13 protein-coding genes are annotated in these 15,436 nt (G+C 37.6%); 7 read left to right on the top strand and 6 right to left on the bottom strand.

Annotated features, from left to right (window positions below; all coding sequences use genetic code 11):
- Positions 1-2 precede the first annotated feature (2 nt).
- The gene (locus tag N0B48_RS10380) at positions 3-437 is read left to right on the top strand and encodes a DUF6759 domain-containing protein (protein ID WP_259838736.1); all 435 of its coding nucleotides are present in this window, start codon (positions 3-5) and stop codon (positions 435-437) included.
- A gap of 385 nt (positions 438-822) precedes the next feature.
- Positions 823-3,084 (top strand): C39 family peptidase, encoded by a 2,262-nt coding sequence (locus N0B48_RS10375; RefSeq protein WP_259838735.1) that lies wholly within the window; start codon positions 823-825, stop codon positions 3,082-3,084.
- 78 nt (positions 3,085-3,162) lie between these two features.
- On the opposite strand, the gene rpsB is transcribed toward N0B48_RS10375, so the two are convergent.
- The 3 genes from rpsB to rplM all read right to left on the bottom strand — a co-directional run bounded on the left by rpsB (position 3,163) and on the right by rplM (position 4,980).
- Positions 3,163-3,924: a 30S ribosomal protein S2 gene (rpsB, locus tag N0B48_RS10370; RefSeq protein WP_034723189.1), complete on the bottom strand. Its 762-nt coding sequence runs from the start codon at positions 3,922-3,924 to the stop codon at positions 3,163-3,165.
- A gap of 207 nt (positions 3,925-4,131) precedes the next feature.
- Positions 4,132-4,518, bottom strand: coding sequence for a 30S ribosomal protein S9 (rpsI, locus tag N0B48_RS10365; protein ID WP_034706090.1), 387 nt, complete (start codon positions 4,516-4,518; stop codon positions 4,132-4,134).
- Between the two features lie 6 nt (positions 4,519-4,524).
- Complete coding sequence (gene rplM, locus N0B48_RS10360) at positions 4,525-4,980, bottom strand: 50S ribosomal protein L13 (protein WP_034706094.1); 456 nt, start codon at positions 4,978-4,980, stop codon at positions 4,525-4,527.
- 355 nt (positions 4,981-5,335) lie between these two features.
- Here rplM and N0B48_RS10355 point away from each other — a divergent pair, with 355 nt between their 5' ends.
- Complete coding sequence (locus tag N0B48_RS10355; protein ID WP_259838734.1) at positions 5,336-6,442, top strand: DUF3667 domain-containing protein; 1,107 nt, start codon at positions 5,336-5,338, stop codon at positions 6,440-6,442.
- Between the two features lie 41 nt (positions 6,443-6,483).
- On the opposite strand, the gene N0B48_RS10350 is transcribed toward N0B48_RS10355, so the two are convergent.
- Positions 6,484-6,816 carry a hypothetical protein gene (locus tag N0B48_RS10350; RefSeq protein WP_259838733.1) on the bottom strand — a complete coding sequence of 111 codons (333 nt, stop codon included), beginning with the start codon at positions 6,814-6,816 and terminating at the stop codon, positions 6,484-6,486.
- Between the two features lie 185 nt (positions 6,817-7,001).
- Between N0B48_RS10350 and N0B48_RS10345 the strand changes: the two genes are divergently transcribed.
- The 3 genes from N0B48_RS10345 to N0B48_RS10335 all read left to right on the top strand — a co-directional run bounded on the left by N0B48_RS10345 (position 7,002) and on the right by N0B48_RS10335 (position 12,114).
- Positions 7,002-10,349, top strand: a complete 3,348-nt coding sequence (locus tag N0B48_RS10345; protein WP_259838732.1) for a methylmalonyl-CoA mutase family protein — start codon at positions 7,002-7,004, stop codon at positions 10,347-10,349.
- An 85-nt stretch (positions 10,350-10,434) separates the two neighbouring features.
- Positions 10,435-11,316 (top strand): hypothetical protein, encoded by an 882-nt coding sequence (locus N0B48_RS10340; RefSeq protein WP_259838731.1) that lies wholly within the window; start codon positions 10,435-10,437, stop codon positions 11,314-11,316.
- An 87-nt stretch (positions 11,317-11,403) separates the two neighbouring features.
- Entirely contained in the window at positions 11,404-12,114 is a 711-nt protein-coding gene (locus N0B48_RS10335) for a Dph6-related ATP pyrophosphatase (RefSeq protein WP_259838730.1), read from the top strand.
- A 28-nt stretch (positions 12,115-12,142) separates the two neighbouring features.
- Here N0B48_RS10335 and N0B48_RS10330 read toward each other — a convergent pair whose 3' ends face one another.
- Positions 12,143-13,552, bottom strand: a complete 1,410-nt coding sequence (locus tag N0B48_RS10330; RefSeq protein WP_259838729.1) for a pyridoxal phosphate-dependent decarboxylase family protein — start codon at positions 13,550-13,552, stop codon at positions 12,143-12,145.
- 164 nt (positions 13,553-13,716) lie between these two features.
- Here N0B48_RS10330 and N0B48_RS10325 point away from each other — a divergent pair, with 164 nt between their 5' ends.
- Positions 13,717-14,826, top strand: a complete 1,110-nt coding sequence (locus tag N0B48_RS10325; protein ID WP_259838728.1) for a serine hydrolase domain-containing protein — start codon at positions 13,717-13,719, stop codon at positions 14,824-14,826.
- On the opposite strand, the gene N0B48_RS10320 is transcribed toward N0B48_RS10325, so the two are convergent.
- Entirely contained in the window at positions 14,810-15,424 is a 615-nt protein-coding gene (locus N0B48_RS10320) for a hypothetical protein (RefSeq protein WP_259838727.1), read from the bottom strand. The two genes, N0B48_RS10325 and N0B48_RS10320, sit on opposite strands and share 17 nt — an antisense overlap.
- Positions 15,425-15,436: the final 12 nt, after the last annotated feature.

Below are 15,436 nucleotides of genomic sequence, written 5' to 3'. Positions count from 1 at the left end.
GTATGAAAAAGCTGTTTGTTTTCTCCGGCATTTCACTTATCCTTATCAGCTGTAGTGCAAACTACGGAAGCTATCCTACGAGAACTACCTATCCTACGGGTTCAGGAAGCAGTACAGCCAGTACAGAAAGGGAATATTCGGAACTTATTAAAACGTACAAACCTGAAACGGCAGATGTTTTAAATGATCTTCTCAACGCTGATTCTCCTTCTAATCCCAAAACGTCGATTTCTGTAGAAAATCAGTCACGATGCAATATGGTTCTTACTGTAAGCAGCAACGGTTTTTTCAAAAAGATTCCGATCGCCTCCGGTAAAGTGGGTTATACGATGGTTCCTAAAAACCAGAATTACAGACTGTCCGGTATGCTTTGTAATTCTTCTTACCAGTCCACGAAATTCATTTCAACTTCTTATTCTGTGAAATTATCAAACTAGCAATTTCATCATTGAATTGCAAAAAATAAAAAATATCCAAAGAAAAAACGCCGTGCTTAAGTACGGCGTTTTTTTTGTCCTTAACATCAACTCTTTACTGAACAATATAAAAAAATAAAGCATTTATTTTTTTTTTTCATTATTCCAGGAAAACACCTTTTAGCTTCACCATCTGAAATTCTATCGTTAAAAAAACACACAACACACTCATATTCAATTTGAAATAATTAAATATTACTATAAATTATATCATTATATAGAGAAATATCTATAATTTTAATAATCTCAAAATGAAAATAATAAATCATTTTCAGTGAAAAATATTTAAAAAAACTAATACCAATAATCATCAAAAAACTAAATTAATCAAAAAACTAAATTAATCATGAAACAAATTGAAAAAAAACAAGACCGGAGAAAAGCGGAAAAAATGGTGTTAAAACCATTACCCGAAACAGATTCTAACAAGTTAATTATCAAAACGAATGAAGAATTATCTGTAACAGACAGTTCAAGTTCTCCTGAGCAATATTTATGGAACAAGTCTCTCCCTGGATGCGGAAACGATGTTGTTTCTGTATTGATCGGCAATGGCTATATCTATGCAGGCTCTAATGGATACGTCTATCAAATGGATATGAATGGGAACATCCTGAACACCAACAATCTACCGGGAAGAGGTCAGGGAGAAATCAGAATGGACATTACAGACAATTATCTTGTAGTGGGAACCAACGGATACGTGGTACTCATCTCACTTTCAGATTTTGCCAACACGAGCTCCAATATCAATGTTTCACTTCCCGGATGTGGCTACAATATAGTTTCCGTGATAGTGAGCGGCAGCTATATTTTTGCAGGCTCAAATGGATACGCCTACCAATTGAACACCACAGGAGAACTCCTTGCCACCAATACCCTTCCTGGAAAAGGCAACAATGAAGTGCGACTGGCCACCACTGATACCTATCTTGTAGCAGGAATAAACGGATACATTGTATTGGTATTAATTACAGATTTTGACAATACGGATTACAATATTAATATTTCCCTTACCGGAAGCGGATATAGTAAAGTTTCTGTACTGTCCGATCCCAATTACATTTACGCAGGTTCAAACGGATATGTTTATCAATTTAATTTGAGCGGTAATCTTATCGCCAGCAATAATCTTCCGGGAATGGGTAATAATGAAATCCGTCTGGCGCTCAATAATACTTATCTGATTGCAGGAACCAACGGTTTTGTTGTATTGGTTACGCTGAATAGTTTTGGAAACACAGCTTTCAATCTCAATACTTCTCTTCCGAATTGTGCTTTTAATATCGTCTCTGTACAATCTGAAGGAGATGTAATTTTCGCCGGTTCCAATGGATATGCCTATCAGTTATCCGGTAACAGCGGCAATATTATGATTGTCTATGGTCTACCCGGATTAGGCAATCACGAAGTAAGAATTGCCAGTAACAACTATCAGCTTTATCTTGGCACCAATGGATTTCTTGCCGCAACAGATCAAACCGTTGTACTGGATGTCAATATCATAGGGCAACAAACTAACAATTGGTGTTGGGCAGCCAGCGGCCAGATGGTCATGGAGTATCTGGGCTCAAATATCAGCCAATGTGAGCAGGCCAATTACCGCTTTGGTCTGAGTAATTGCTGCATCACCCCTACTCCAGCTAACTGTATTCAGGGTGGCTGGCCAGATTTTGAAAACTGGGGATTTAGCAGTATAACGACCTTATGGGGAGATGCCCTCTATTTTGATGAGCTTCAAAATCAGTTCGATTCAAATATGCCGGTTGCTTTCTCTTGGGGATGGACCGGTGGTGGTGGGCACATGCAGGTAGCCACAGGATATTCACTACTTTCCGAAATGGTTTCCATTAATGATCCATGGCCGCCAAACATTGGTACTTTTAAATGGCTATCTTACAATGCTTATGTTCAGGGGTCTAATTATACGCATTGGCGAGATTATTATAATATTTCTAAAAATACAACCGTTAAAAGTTATAAGTCTATGAATGATAAGAATCCAAATATCAAATCGCATACTTTCAGCAGCCCTATTGAAGCTGTCAACGATGGATTGAACAGGTTTTTTCATCTCGTCAATGACAAAAATTACAGAAAAATGGGGTTAGAAAAAATGGCAAGTCATTCTGATGCTATTCAAGCAGACTCAAATTATTTAAAAGTCTATTTCATCAGACATGACAGCTTATTGGCTTTTAATAAAAATGATTCCCCTTTCAGCATTCTGATTGATCTTAACGAAAGAATGTATCCGGTGATTCATGAGAATGAGGTAGTATCTGCCATTACTATTCAACAGAATAAAAATGAAGAATGGGAAGTGAAGAGTATCGGAGACTCTATATTAATTAAAGAAGCCGTTTCCCTAATGAAACAGTCAGAAGATGTAAACGCCAGATTCTTTATAGTAACCATTCCAAGTTTATATCATATGTTCCTTGGATACCTGGAGCATGACAATGTTTTAAAACTTATAGAAATCAGTGCTGGAGATGGCGATACTTCATCCCTGAATAATCAGCAAGATGCATCTGAAATACTCTCTGCAATCAGAGAAAAAGCCATGAATAATCCATTTCCTTTAACAGGGGAAGAGGAAAAATAGATCCTGCCATTATTCCTAAAATTAAACGCCGTAAAGTAAAAACTTCACGGCGTTTATTATATTAAAGAAAATCTTTAATTATTCAGCATCGAAATCAGCATCTGTTTCAGCAGATACTTTTTCTCCTTCTTCTTTAGATTTTTCTTTATCAGCTTTTCTTTGAGACTGACCTTCTTTGATAGAATCAGAAACAATGTTTAAGATCATATCAATAGACTTAGAAGCATCATCGTTTCCTGGGATAACGAAATCTACTTTTCTTGGATCAGAGTTTGTATCAACAATACCGAAAACTGGAATACCTAATTTCTTAGCTTCAGTTACAGCGATGTGTTCTCTCATAATATCTACAACGAAGATTGCAGAAGGAAGACGAACCATGTCAGAGATAGAACCTAAGTTTTTCTCTAAGTTAGCTCTTTGTCTGTCTACCTGTAATCTTTCTTTTTTAGATAAAGTTTCGAACGTACCGTCTTTTTTCATTTTGTCGATATGGTTCATTTTCTTTACAGCCTTTCTGATTGTAACGAAGTTCGTTAACATACCTCCAGGCCATCTTTCTGTAATATAAGGCATATTAAGTTCAGCAGCATGTTTTGCAACTACCTCTTTCGCTTGCTTTTTAGTAGCTACGAAAAGAACTTTTTTACCTGCAGAAGTTAATTTTTCTAAAGCACTACAAGCTTCATCTAATTTAACTGCTGTTTTATGTAAGTCTACAATGTGAATACCGTTTTTCTCCATAAAAATGTATGGAGCCATATTTGGATTCCACTTTCTGGTCATGTGACCGAAGTGTACGCCAGCCTCTAAAAGGTCTTTTACATTTGCTTTTGCCATGTTTTCTGTTTTTGTTAGTTTACTTTCCGTTTCTTAAACAATCAACAACTTCTTTAGATGGGAGAAGTGTTTGGATGCTAAACGTAACGGGCAATTGGCGGTTTGCTGTTTGCTTGTGGCAATTGGCTTTTCGCCGAGATTAAGTTTAAAAAAAATTTAATACATTTCTGTAGCCAACAGCCATAAGCCATTCGCCCACAAGAAATCTTAACGTTTTGAGAATTGGAATCTCTTTCTTGCTTTTTTCTGACCTGGCTTCTTTCTTTCCACCATTCTTGCGTCTCTTGTAAGTAAACCAGCAGGCTTCAATGCTAATCTGAACTCAGCGTTGATCTCGCATAAAGCTCTTGAAATACCTAATCTGATAGCCTCTGCCTGACCTGTATTACCACCACCGAAAACATTTACGGTAACGTCATACTGACCAACAGTCTCAGAAAGGATGAACGGTTGGTTTAATTTATAAACCATCACGTCTGTAGAGAAATAAGTTGCAGCATCTTTACCGTTTACTGTAATCACACCAGAACCTGGTTTTACATAAACTCTAGCTACAGAAGTTTTTCTTCTTCCGATTTTGTGAACTATAGACATAATTAATTATTTAAATTCGTTAACATTAATTGTTTTCGGCTGTTGAGCTTCATGTTTGTGCTCAGTTCCTTCATATAGATAAAGGTTCTTCAATAAAGCAGATCCTAATCTGTTTTTAGGTAACATACCTTTTACAGACTTCTCTAATACTTTTAAAGAATCTTTCTTCTGAAGTTCAGCCGCTGTCATAGACTTCTGTCCACCAGGGTAACCTGTATGCCAGATGTAAGTCTTATCAGCCCACTTATTTCCGGAAAGCGTAATTTTCCCAGCATTCAAAACGATAACGTTATCACCACAATCTACGTGAGGTGTAAAGTTCGTTTTGTGCTTACCTCTCAAAATCTTTGCAACCGTAGAAGCTAGTCTTCCTAACGGCTGTCCTTCAGCGTCTACCACAACCCATTCTTTATTAGCAGTAGCTTTGTTCGCTGAAACAGTTTTGTAACTTAATGTATTCACACGTTTTAGTTAAAGATTAAACATAATTTTCCCCTAAAAGGGTGTGCAAAGGTACAAATAATTTTCGTAACCCGAAAACATATTTTATTTAATCTATATCACCTCTGGATTTTAAGGTTGCTTTAATAGATTTTAACAACTATTTTCTTTTTGGCACAGAACTTGTAAAATGAATGACCGTTGAAAAAAAATATTTCGAAGATTCTAAAAACACACCTGATAAAGTAAAGAGTTTTGTCCCTCGGCTCTTTCTTTATTAATTTTACTTTAAACATTTCCGCAAAAGCTTACTAATGTGATTATTTTATATCGCGAATTATTTATATTTGCGACCAAACCATATTCTTAATCATCCATGAGCCACGGAAAAATCAGAGAAGATAAAACATGCCTGAACTGCGGGCACCAGGTCGAAGAAAGATTCTGCCCAAACTGCGGACAGGAGAACATTGAAAGCCGCCATCCCTTTTACTTCCTGTTCACACACTTTATTGAAGACTTCACGCATTATGACGGACAGTTTTGGGGTACCTTAAAAAATCTGCTGATTAAACCGGGAGCACTGACCTGTATTTATCTGGAAGGCAAAAGGCAAAAATATGTACCTCCGGTAAAACTATATATTTTCGTCAGTTTTATTACCTTTTTCTCATTTGCTCTTTTCCCTATGGCAAACGTCAATCTTGATGATGAAAAAGACGACAAAAGTCCATCGGAAACACATTTTTTTGATAAGATGAAATCTTCTGAGGTAAAAAAAATAATCGACAGCATCAAAACCAAACCCATTCTGACAAGAGAAGACTCCGTGTCTATCAATGCCCTGAGTGCACTTTCGGATTCATCTAAAACAGGCGGTCTCAAGAAAGCTTTGAAAATGGATAAGAAAATAGATACTGATATTACTTATAATGGGTATAAAACAAGAAAATCTTATGATTCGGCGGTGGCTAAAAACCCATCATTTTTAGATTTCATCCAAATACCAGTGGCCCATAAATTTTATGAACTCAAGGAAAGTGGGGTAACAAAAGCAGAGATTTTGAAAAATCTACTTGAAAAGTCTTTCCATAATTTACCGAAGGCTCTTTTCATTTATCTGCCCTTATTTGCCTTCTTTTTATGGATTTTTCACAATAAGAAAAAATGGTGGTATTTCGATCACGGAATTTTTACCCTGCATTATTTCTCCTTCCTTTTGCTCAATATTCTTTTTGTTTTCTTATTAGTGAATTTAACGAATATTGTCAATGTTGGGGCTATTAATACGCTTCTATATTTAATAATAACATTTCTGATTCTATACAGTATAGCCTATTTCTTCATCGCTCACCGCCGGGTTTATCATGCACACGGAGTGGTAAGCTTTATAATTGGGGTACTATTATTTACCATCAATTTCTTTGCATTTACATTTTTGATTGTAGGTCTTGCTCTGGTAAGCTTCATGATGATTCACTAAATATACAATGAGGCTGTTCTTTTTAGATAGCCTCATTTTTTTTATTTTCTTAATGACTTGCTTGCTCTGAAGCTTGCTATCATATAATAGGCTACAAACACCGTTGAAAATTTAAGTATGGAAGGAACTGCCAGCTCCAGACTGAATAAACCGGCTCCTACCAGCACCAAAACTCCCATGACCGCAAAAGAAATACCTAACTTCTGGGGCAACGTGAAACTAGGTGTATCCAGATAATAAGCAATTCCCCATGCAATCCCAAAGGCTAACGCATAATAGATATCAAGACCTATATTTTCAGAACTGTAAAAAAAATAATTGATCAGGAAACTAAGAACCGTTCCCAACGCAAAATACATCAAAGCCTTTTTCATATTCTATAGATAATGATGCAAAAATAAAGAATTTACTGACCACTTTTAAACGAATGATTGGTAAGCAGGTAAAAAAGCAATCTCACATCAACAATCAACGATCTTAAAATCAAACCATTAAACAAAACCAAAAGGTTCTTATTTTATTATTATATTTGAAAATTCAGAAATTTTCTAGTTTTTATATGGAAACCCAAAAATATACTCCAACCAATAAAGTGAGAATCGTAACTGCGGCGTCATTATTTGACGGACACGATGCTGCGATTAATATCATGCGACGCGTGATCCAGGGAACAGGATGTGAAGTGATCCACCTTGGCCACGATAAATCAGCAGAGGAAGTGGTGAACACAGCGATCCAGGAAGATGCCAACGCTATTGCCCTGACCTCATACCAGGGAGGTCACAACGAATATTTTAAATATATCTACGACCTTTTAAGAGAGAAAAACTCCCCACAAATCAAGATCTTCGGAGGCGGAGGCGGTGTTATTCTGCCTGAAGAAATTGAAGACATCATGGCATACGGAATCGACAGAATTTATTCTCCGGATGACGGCCGTGAGCTTGGTTTACAGGGAATGATCGATGATCTGGTAAAAAGATCGGATTTCGCAACAGGAAAAGATATCACAGCCGCTGATTTGGATTTAATAGATTTTGAAAATTCCACAAGCATTGCTAAAATTATTTCAGCCGTAGAAAACTTTTCAGATGAAAAACCTGAACTGGTAAAGGCTATTGACGAAAAATCAAAAGACTTAAATATTCCTATTATCGGGATCACAGGTACAGGTGGAGCCGGAAAATCCTCTCTTACTGACGAATTGGTAAGACGTTTTATCCGTTCAAATCCTGATAAAAAAATTGCTATTATTTCTATTGACCCTTCCAAAAAGAAAACGGGAGGTGCCCTTTTAGGAGACAGAATCCGTATGAACGCGATCAATGATCCGAGAGTTTATATGCGTTCTATGGCAACAAGAGAAAATAACGTTTCCGTTTCGCCTTTCATCCATTCTGCATTGAATGTACTAAAGCTGGCTACTCCTGACGTTATTATTCTTGAAACATCCGGTATCGGGCAATCCGGTTCGGAAGTTTCAGATTTCGCTGATGTTTCAATGTATGTAATGACGCCTGAATATGGTGCTTCTACACAGCTTGAAAAGATCGACATGCTAGATTATGCAGATCTTGTGGCCTTAAATAAATCTGATAAACGAGGTGCTCTTGATGCGCTTCAGGCCGTAAGAAAACAGTTCCAGAGAAACCACTTACTGTGGGAAAGTCCATTGGATGATATGCCGGTGTATGCTACAAAGGCATCACAGTTTAATGATCACGGGACGACTGAACTTTACAACAGACTTGTTGAAAAAGTAAATGAAAAATTCTCAGATTTAAATCTTCAGGGTTTCGTGGAGCAGGAAATTACGGACGAAGTAACGATCATTCCTCCAAAAAGAGTCCGTTATCTGTCTGAAATTGTTGAAAACAACAGAATTTACGATGCTAACGTTGAAAAGCAGGCTGAGCTTGCCAGAAAAATGTATCATATAGAAGGCGTAAAAAGTTTCTTATCCAATGAAACACTGGACGCCGAATACCAAAAAGCAGAAAAAGACCTTCAGCAGGAAAACATTGACTTCCTAAGAACCTGGGACGATACGAAAAAAGCGTTCCACGAAGAGTTTTATTCTTATTTTGTACGTGGAAAAGAAATCAAGGTAGAAACTTCTACCGAATCTTTATCCCACTTAAGAATTCCAAAAATTTCATTACCAAAATATACAGATTGGGGTGATCTGATCAAATGGAAAGGCCAGGAAAATTTACCTGGAGGATTCCCCTACACGGCCGGAATTTATCCGTTTAAAAGAACCGGTGAAGATCCGACAAGGATGTTTGCAGGGGAAGGAGGTCCGGAAAGAACCAACAGAAGATTCCACTATGTTTCTGCAGAAATGGATGCCAAGCGTTTGTCAACAGCATTTGACTCTGTAACTTTATATGGTCAGGATCCAGCATTACCACCGGATATTTACGGTAAGATTGGAAATGCGGGAGTTTCTATTGCAACGCTGGATGATGCTAAAAAACTATACTCAGGATTTGATCTGGTTAATGCGATGACTTCGGTTTCCATGACGATCAATGGTCCTGCTCCAATGTTACTGGCTTTCTTTATGAATGCTGCGATTGATCAGAATGTTGAAAAATATATCGCTGAACATAAACTTGAAGCTAAGGTTGAAGCTGTTTTAAAAGCTAAATTTGACAACAGAGGTTTGGAAAGACCGAAATACAACGGTGAACTTCCTCCTTCCAATAATGGTTTAGGTTTAAAACTATTGGGAATCACAGGAGATGAAGTGATCCCGGCTGAGGCTTACGCTGAAATTAAAGCTAAAACCATTGCAACGGTTCGTGGTACGGTTCAGGCCGATATTTTAAAAGAAGATCAGGCTCAGAATACCTGTATTTTCTCTACTGAATTTGCTTTAAGATTAATGGGTGACGTTCAGGAGTTCTTCATTACTGAAAAAGTAAGAAACTTCTATTCCGTATCCATTTCAGGATATCACATTGCTGAAGCGGGTGCGAATCCTGTTTCCCAGCTAGCCTTTACACTGGCGAACGGTTTCACGTATGTGGAATATTACTTAAGCCGTGGCATGGACATCAATGATTTTGCACCAAACTTATCTTTCTTCTTCTCCAACGGTATCGACCCTGAATATTCAGTGATCGGGCGTGTAGCAAGAAGAATCTGGGCTAAGGCTATGAAAATAAAATACGGAGCAGACGAAAGAAGCCAGATGCTGAAATACCACATCCAGACTTCAGGACGTTCTCTTCACGCACAGGAAATTGATTTCAACGATATCAGAACGACGCTACAGGCGCTTTATGCTATCTATGATAACTGTAACTCTCTTCACACCAATGCATATGATGAGGCGATTACAACGCCAACTGAGCAATCTGTAAGAAGAGCAATGGCTATCCAGCTGATTATCAATAAAGAATTAGGTTTAGCTAAAAACGAAAATCCATTACAGGGGTCATTCATTATTGAAGAATTAACGGATCTTGTAGAGGAAGCGGTTTATACAGAATTCGACAGAATTACGGAAAGAGGCGGTGTTCTTGGAGCTATGGAAACGATGTATCAGCGTTCTAAGATCCAGGAAGAATCTATGCATTACGAATGGCTGAAGCATACGGGAGAATATCCGATCATCGGAGTGAATACTTTCCTTGGAAAAGATGGCTCGCCAACGGTTCGTCCGGGAGAAGTTATCCGTTCTACAGAAGAGGAAAAGCAGGTTCAGATCGAAACGCTTCATAATTTCCAGAAATCGAATGAGGACAAATCTGAGGAAGCCCTTGGAAAGTTACAGTATGCAGCTATCAACCAACAGAACTTATTTGCAGTGATGATGGATGCCGTGAAATACTGTTCTCTTGGACAGATCACCAATGCTTTGTTTGAAGTGGGTGGTAAATACAGAAGAAATATGTAATCCAACCTGGATTTGCTTATATAAATTAAACCTCAAGGAATTTTCTTTGAGGTTTTTTTGTATTTTTAATTTAAAGTTGATCATGATGAAAAAAGAATTTCAGATTTCAAGTCCATGTAGTGAAAACTGGGACAAAATGCAGCAGGCTCAAGGAGGAAAATTTTGTGACTTATGCTCTAAAAAAGTGTATGATCTTACCGGGAAAACTGATGAGGAAATTCAGGCGTTACTGAGTGAAAATCTATCTGTATGCGGAAAAATACAGAAGAGCAGATTATATACTGAAGAAGAACAAACATCAAAAATAAATCACCACCTTTTCCAACTCCCGTTTCGTAAAATTGCCAGCGGAATATTTATTGCCGCCATGTTCACCTCAGCCCTGAATGCCCAATCCAAAAAAACAGACACGCTTAGAACCCTGGAAATCGGTATGATCCTTTATGCCGCACCATCTGATACACAGGACGCTCCGGATAAGGACAGAGAGTTTTACAGACCTAAAACAAAAACATTGAAATTTAACATTTCAGGAAATAAAGAAACAGTACAGCAATATAATAAAACAAGCATTCTCACTCTTTCCAAAAAATACTCAACCTATTCTTTCTTTTCCGGTGAAATCAGAATCTCTGAAGATGACATCAGCTTCAAAAATATCTATGTTTTCGAAAATGAATCCAATAAAAACAAGCTGTTTTTATCCGCCAACAGCAGACGTTCAAAAGAAGACAGTCCATTAAACTTAAATATTGACAAAGCTCAAAAGATAGATTTTAACCCTGACAGGAAAAATACGCTGTATTTCTTAGACGGTGAGGAGATTTCTTATGAGGATTATGAAAAAAATAAAAACGATTCCAATATTGAATCATATTTTTTATCAGAAGCCTATGCCGAAGAACTTCTTGATAAAACTTACAATCTTCAGTACGGAATGGTCTTATCTTACCGCAGAAGAAATTAAGATCAGGAGACGGAATAAGAGAAAAAGTCGCATCGCATTTACAATTTCTCACAGGTTTTTATCTTCAATATTTACTATGTTTGCGGTATGAAACCCAAAGCCGTATTCAACTGGAGCAGTGGAAAAGATTCTGCTCTTGCTCTTTATAAAACCCTGCAGGAAAACCGTTCTGAAGTCATTACCTTGCTGACCAACATTAATAAAGAATTTCAGCGAATTTCTATGCATGGCGTTCATGTTTCGCTTTTGGAGAAACAGGCTGAAAGTCTGAATCTTCCTCTGATTAAAATGGAGCTTCCCAAAGAACCATCCATGGAAGAATACCGGGAACTTATGAATAAAACCATGTCTGAAATTCAGGCGATGGGAATCACGCAGTCTGTCTTTGGAGATATTTTCCTGGAAGACCTCCGCAAATACCGTGAAGACCAGCTGAAATCAATAGGCATGGAAGCCGTTTTTCCACTTTGGAAACAGAATACAACTGATCTTATCCATGAATTTCTGGATCTTGGTTTCAAAACGATCGTCACCTGCGTGAATGAAACGTATCTCGATAAAAGTTTCGCAGGAAGAATCATTGACCACGATTTTATCCGTGACCTACCAAAAAACGTTGATCCATGTGGAGAAAACGGAGAATTTCATACGTTTACTTTTGATGGACCGATCTTCAGAGAACCTGTTCAGTTTGAAATCGGGGAAACGGTAAAGAAAACGTACCCCAAACCTAAAGCCAGCCCTGACGATGAAAACGGAGCCTATGTTTTCTGGTTCTGCGATCTGATCATGAAATAAACGCTGCTACAAAATGATTTCCTGATCTTTATTTCAACTGAGAGATGATTGTATTCATCACACCGAATATCAGCACAACATCATTTTCAGAGGTTCTCCAGTTAACAAAAGCAGCCCGGATTCCATTCTGCTGATGATAGAAAGTAGGCGTCATGAAGACTTTTCCCGTCTCGTTAAGCATTGCTAAAAACTTTCCAACCTCATCCTGTTTTCCGCTGTCTTTAAGGGTAAAGCAGACCGTATTTAATCTTACCGGAGCCAGGAGTTTAAAATCATCACTGTTTTCAATCATCTGCCCAAACTGTCTAGACAACGTGATGTTATTGTCTACAATTTCCTGATAACCTTTTTTACCGTAAGCCATCAGAGAAAACCAGGCAGGAAGAGCCTTTAATCTTCTTGAATTTTCAGGAAGAAAGTTTAAGTAGCTGAAATTCTCCAACGGATCTCCAAGATAAGGTGCATTGGAATTCTGAAAAGTTTCCACCTGCAACGTTTTGTACTGCTCTTTTATAAAAAACACCGCACTTTCATAAGGAACATTGAGCCATTTATGACAGTCAACAGTAATACTGTCAGAATATTCCCAACCTTCAACAAGGTGTTTATAAGTGTCCGAACAGGCCGCAAATCCTCCAAAAGCCGCATCAATATGCCACCAGAATTTATATTTCTCTTTTAATGCATGAATTGCCTTAAAATCATCGAAGTCAACTGTATTCACCGTCCCTCCGCTGGAAATCAGAATAAACGGTTCTCCGCCAAGCTTGATGATGTGATCTTCCAGGTCATCTACAGAAATGGCTTCACGATCTTCTCCCGCCGTTTTAATTTTTGTGATATTACCGCTTCCGATTCCCAGAAGCGACAGAGATTTTATAGCGGAGGAATGAGGTGTTGCCGTTAATATATTGATTGCGCCAGAAATTCCATCTTTCGCGATATCTCTTCCCTGCTCTTTTCCCACCCATTGGCGGGCAATAGCTAAACAAGTAAAATTTGACATCGTGGCACCGGTCACAAAGCCTCCCAGAAAATTGTCCGGCAGACCGAGAAGATCCAGCAAAATTTTTATAGTTTCCAGTTCTATATTGGCTGAAATATCTCCATGCCCTTTTGTAGACTGAGTGTTCTGATCATAAATCGTGGCAAGCCAGTCGCCCGCTATCGAAGCAGGTGTAGCACCTCCGGTTACAAATCCCAGATATCTCGGTCCTCCTGAACCCACCATGATCGGCTCAAACCTTTCATTGAATATTTTTAATGTTTCTTCAGTTCCAAAACCCTGTTCCGGCAGATTTTGCTTTTCAAATACCGGCATATTACTGACAGAAGTAGGTCTTTCCGAAATAGTATTGAGGTAGCCTATTCCCTGGTTTTTAATAATTTCCAGAATATGGTCTATTTGGTCTGAGTCATTTTTCAAATATTCTTTCATAATGATGGGTTAGTAATCTATTCAAAAATAAAAATACTTATACACATAATCCCCTGTATTAGCATAAATTTTGCATCCCTTTGAGACTTCTAAGAATTTTCTTACATTTAAATAGACATTATTCTTACAATCAATAACTTCAATTTTAATCTAAAAACACACCTGTGATAAAAAAAATTACATTCCTTTTCCTTTTTTACTGTTTATGTTCATGCAAAACCGAAATTCCCAAAATAAAACCGGTTGACAAAAATGCCATCATTGATTCTACGGTCACGGTGTTCCAGAAAACACTTTTGGAGCAACAGATCGATTCTGTATTTAAAAAATATAATTTCAATGGAAGCATTGCTGTCTTCAAAGATTCACTGCAGCTGTACGGAAAGGAAAACGGTTACTCGAATTTTAAAACGAAAGCCAAGATAGATAGCAGTACTGTTTTTGCGATTGGTTCAGTAAGCAAGCAGTTCACCGCAGCAATGATTCTTCTTCAGATGGAACAAGGAAAACTGAATGTTACCGACAAGGCTTCCCAATATCTTAAGGAATTCCAGAGCAAAGAGTATGAGAACATCACCATTCATCAGCTTTTGAATCATACGTCAGGGCTTAATACTTTCGGAGGGAAATTACTGTTTAAAAGCGGTTCGGATTTCTTTTATTCCAATGATGGTTTTAATACTTTGGGTAAAATTGTAGAAACGGTTTCCGGAAAATCATATGATGAAAATGCACAGGAACTGTTCAGAAAAGCAGGAATGAAAAATTCTTCTACCGGAAATACTTTTAAAGGGAACAATTTCGCCAGTGCTTATCTGGGTAATGAAAAAAATGCTCAGGAAGTTCCCAATATGCCCAAGCGACTGGGCAGTAAAGACATCGGTACTCCTGCAGGTGGTATTCTTTCTACCATAGATGATCTTCACCTGTGGAATAACGCGCTTTATGGTGGAAAAATCCTCAAACCTGAAACGCTAAAACAGTTCACTTCCAAAAGTGCGGAAAGACACCACGCTATTCTTGGAAAGATGGGCTATGGTTATGGGATCATGATGAATATTGGCAAGCCGGAAAGTTATTTTCACAGTGGTTATATAAAAGGTTCCCCTTCTCTGAACATTTATTATCCGCAGACCAAAACATCCGTTCTGATTTTATCGAATATTGCTGATGAAGAAAAGGGCAAAAGTTCTACCTTCAGACCTCATGTTGAAGTAAAAAAGATTACGGATAACCTTGAGAATACCCTATTACAGCTTAAATCAAAACATTAATTTTCTTTGCATTCCAGTATAGAAGCTGGAACTGAATAGCCGCTGCAAACAGAAAGAAGGGTTTTATCATGACAGAAAGGGTCGTATGAAGATCTTTAAAAAAGAAAGATGATATTGTAATCAGCACAACTCCAGCAAACAGATTTTTTAAAAGTAAAGGATGAAAGCTGACCTGAAAATAATCATTTAAATTCATGGTTTTCCGCATAAAATTATAAACAGAAAGTCCCAATATTGTCAACAAAAACAGGATCTGTACATCATTAAACAGATTGGGTTTTATATACAGTAATCCTGAAAAAACCAATGAAAAAATCAAGGCATAGACAGTCATCTTCTTGAAACGGGTCTGAAGAATGTCTTTCTCAATTCTGGTCATTTTTCTTGCGGATAAAAAATCTGCTCTTACCATTTCAAGTTCACTTTTCCAGTTCATTTTGGTTTGAAGAAAAGCTTCCTGGAAACCTTCATTATGTTCTTCCATCAGGTTTGATATCTGAAGTATAAAATGATCTTTGATTTCCAACAATAGTTTCTGATCCAGTTTTTTCGAAACAAGATACTGTATGATCTCAATTTCCTGTGCTGTATTTATCATATTTAATTGGCT

The organism is Chryseobacterium herbae (assembly GCF_025154075.1).
GTDB lineage: Bacteria > Bacteroidota > Bacteroidia > Flavobacteriales > Weeksellaceae > Chryseobacterium > Chryseobacterium herbae.
The sequence above is the reverse complement of the archived record's forward strand: the minus strand, read 5'-3'. Positions and strand labels throughout refer to the sequence as shown.

Bases quoted from the DNA above. Each gene is read 5' to 3' on its own strand.
- N0B48_RS10350 (WP_259838733.1), bottom strand. From the start codon at position 6,816: ATGAAAAAGGCTTTGATGTATTTTGCGTTGGGAACGGTTCTTAGTTTC.
- N0B48_RS10330 (WP_259838729.1), bottom strand. From the start codon at position 13,552: ATGAAAGAATATTTGAAAAATGACTCAGACCAAATAGACCATATTCTG.
- N0B48_RS10340 (WP_259838731.1), top strand. From the start codon at position 10,435: ATGAAAAAAGAATTTCAGATTTCAAGTCCATGTAGTGAAAACTGGGAC.
- rpsI (WP_034706090.1), bottom strand. From the start codon at position 4,518: ATGTCTATAGTTCACAAAATCGGAAGAAGAAAAACTTCTGTAGCTAGA.
- N0B48_RS10335 (WP_259838730.1), top strand. From the start codon at position 11,404: ATGAAACCCAAAGCCGTATTCAACTGGAGCAGTGGAAAAGATTCTGCT.
- N0B48_RS10345 (WP_259838732.1), top strand. From the start codon at position 7,002: ATGGAAACCCAAAAATATACTCCAACCAATAAAGTGAGAATCGTAACT.
- N0B48_RS10380 (WP_259838736.1), top strand. From the start codon at position 3: ATGAAAAAGCTGTTTGTTTTCTCCGGCATTTCACTTATCCTTATCAGC.
- N0B48_RS10375 (WP_259838735.1), top strand. From the start codon at position 823: ATGAAACAAATTGAAAAAAAACAAGACCGGAGAAAAGCGGAAAAAATG.
- rpsB (WP_034723189.1), bottom strand. From the start codon at position 3,924: ATGGCAAAAGCAAATGTAAAAGACCTTTTAGAGGCTGGCGTACACTTC.
- N0B48_RS10320 (WP_259838727.1), bottom strand. From the start codon at position 15,424: ATGATAAATACAGCACAGGAAATTGAGATCATACAGTATCTTGTTTCG.
- N0B48_RS10355 (WP_259838734.1), top strand. From the start codon at position 5,336: ATGAGCCACGGAAAAATCAGAGAAGATAAAACATGCCTGAACTGCGGG.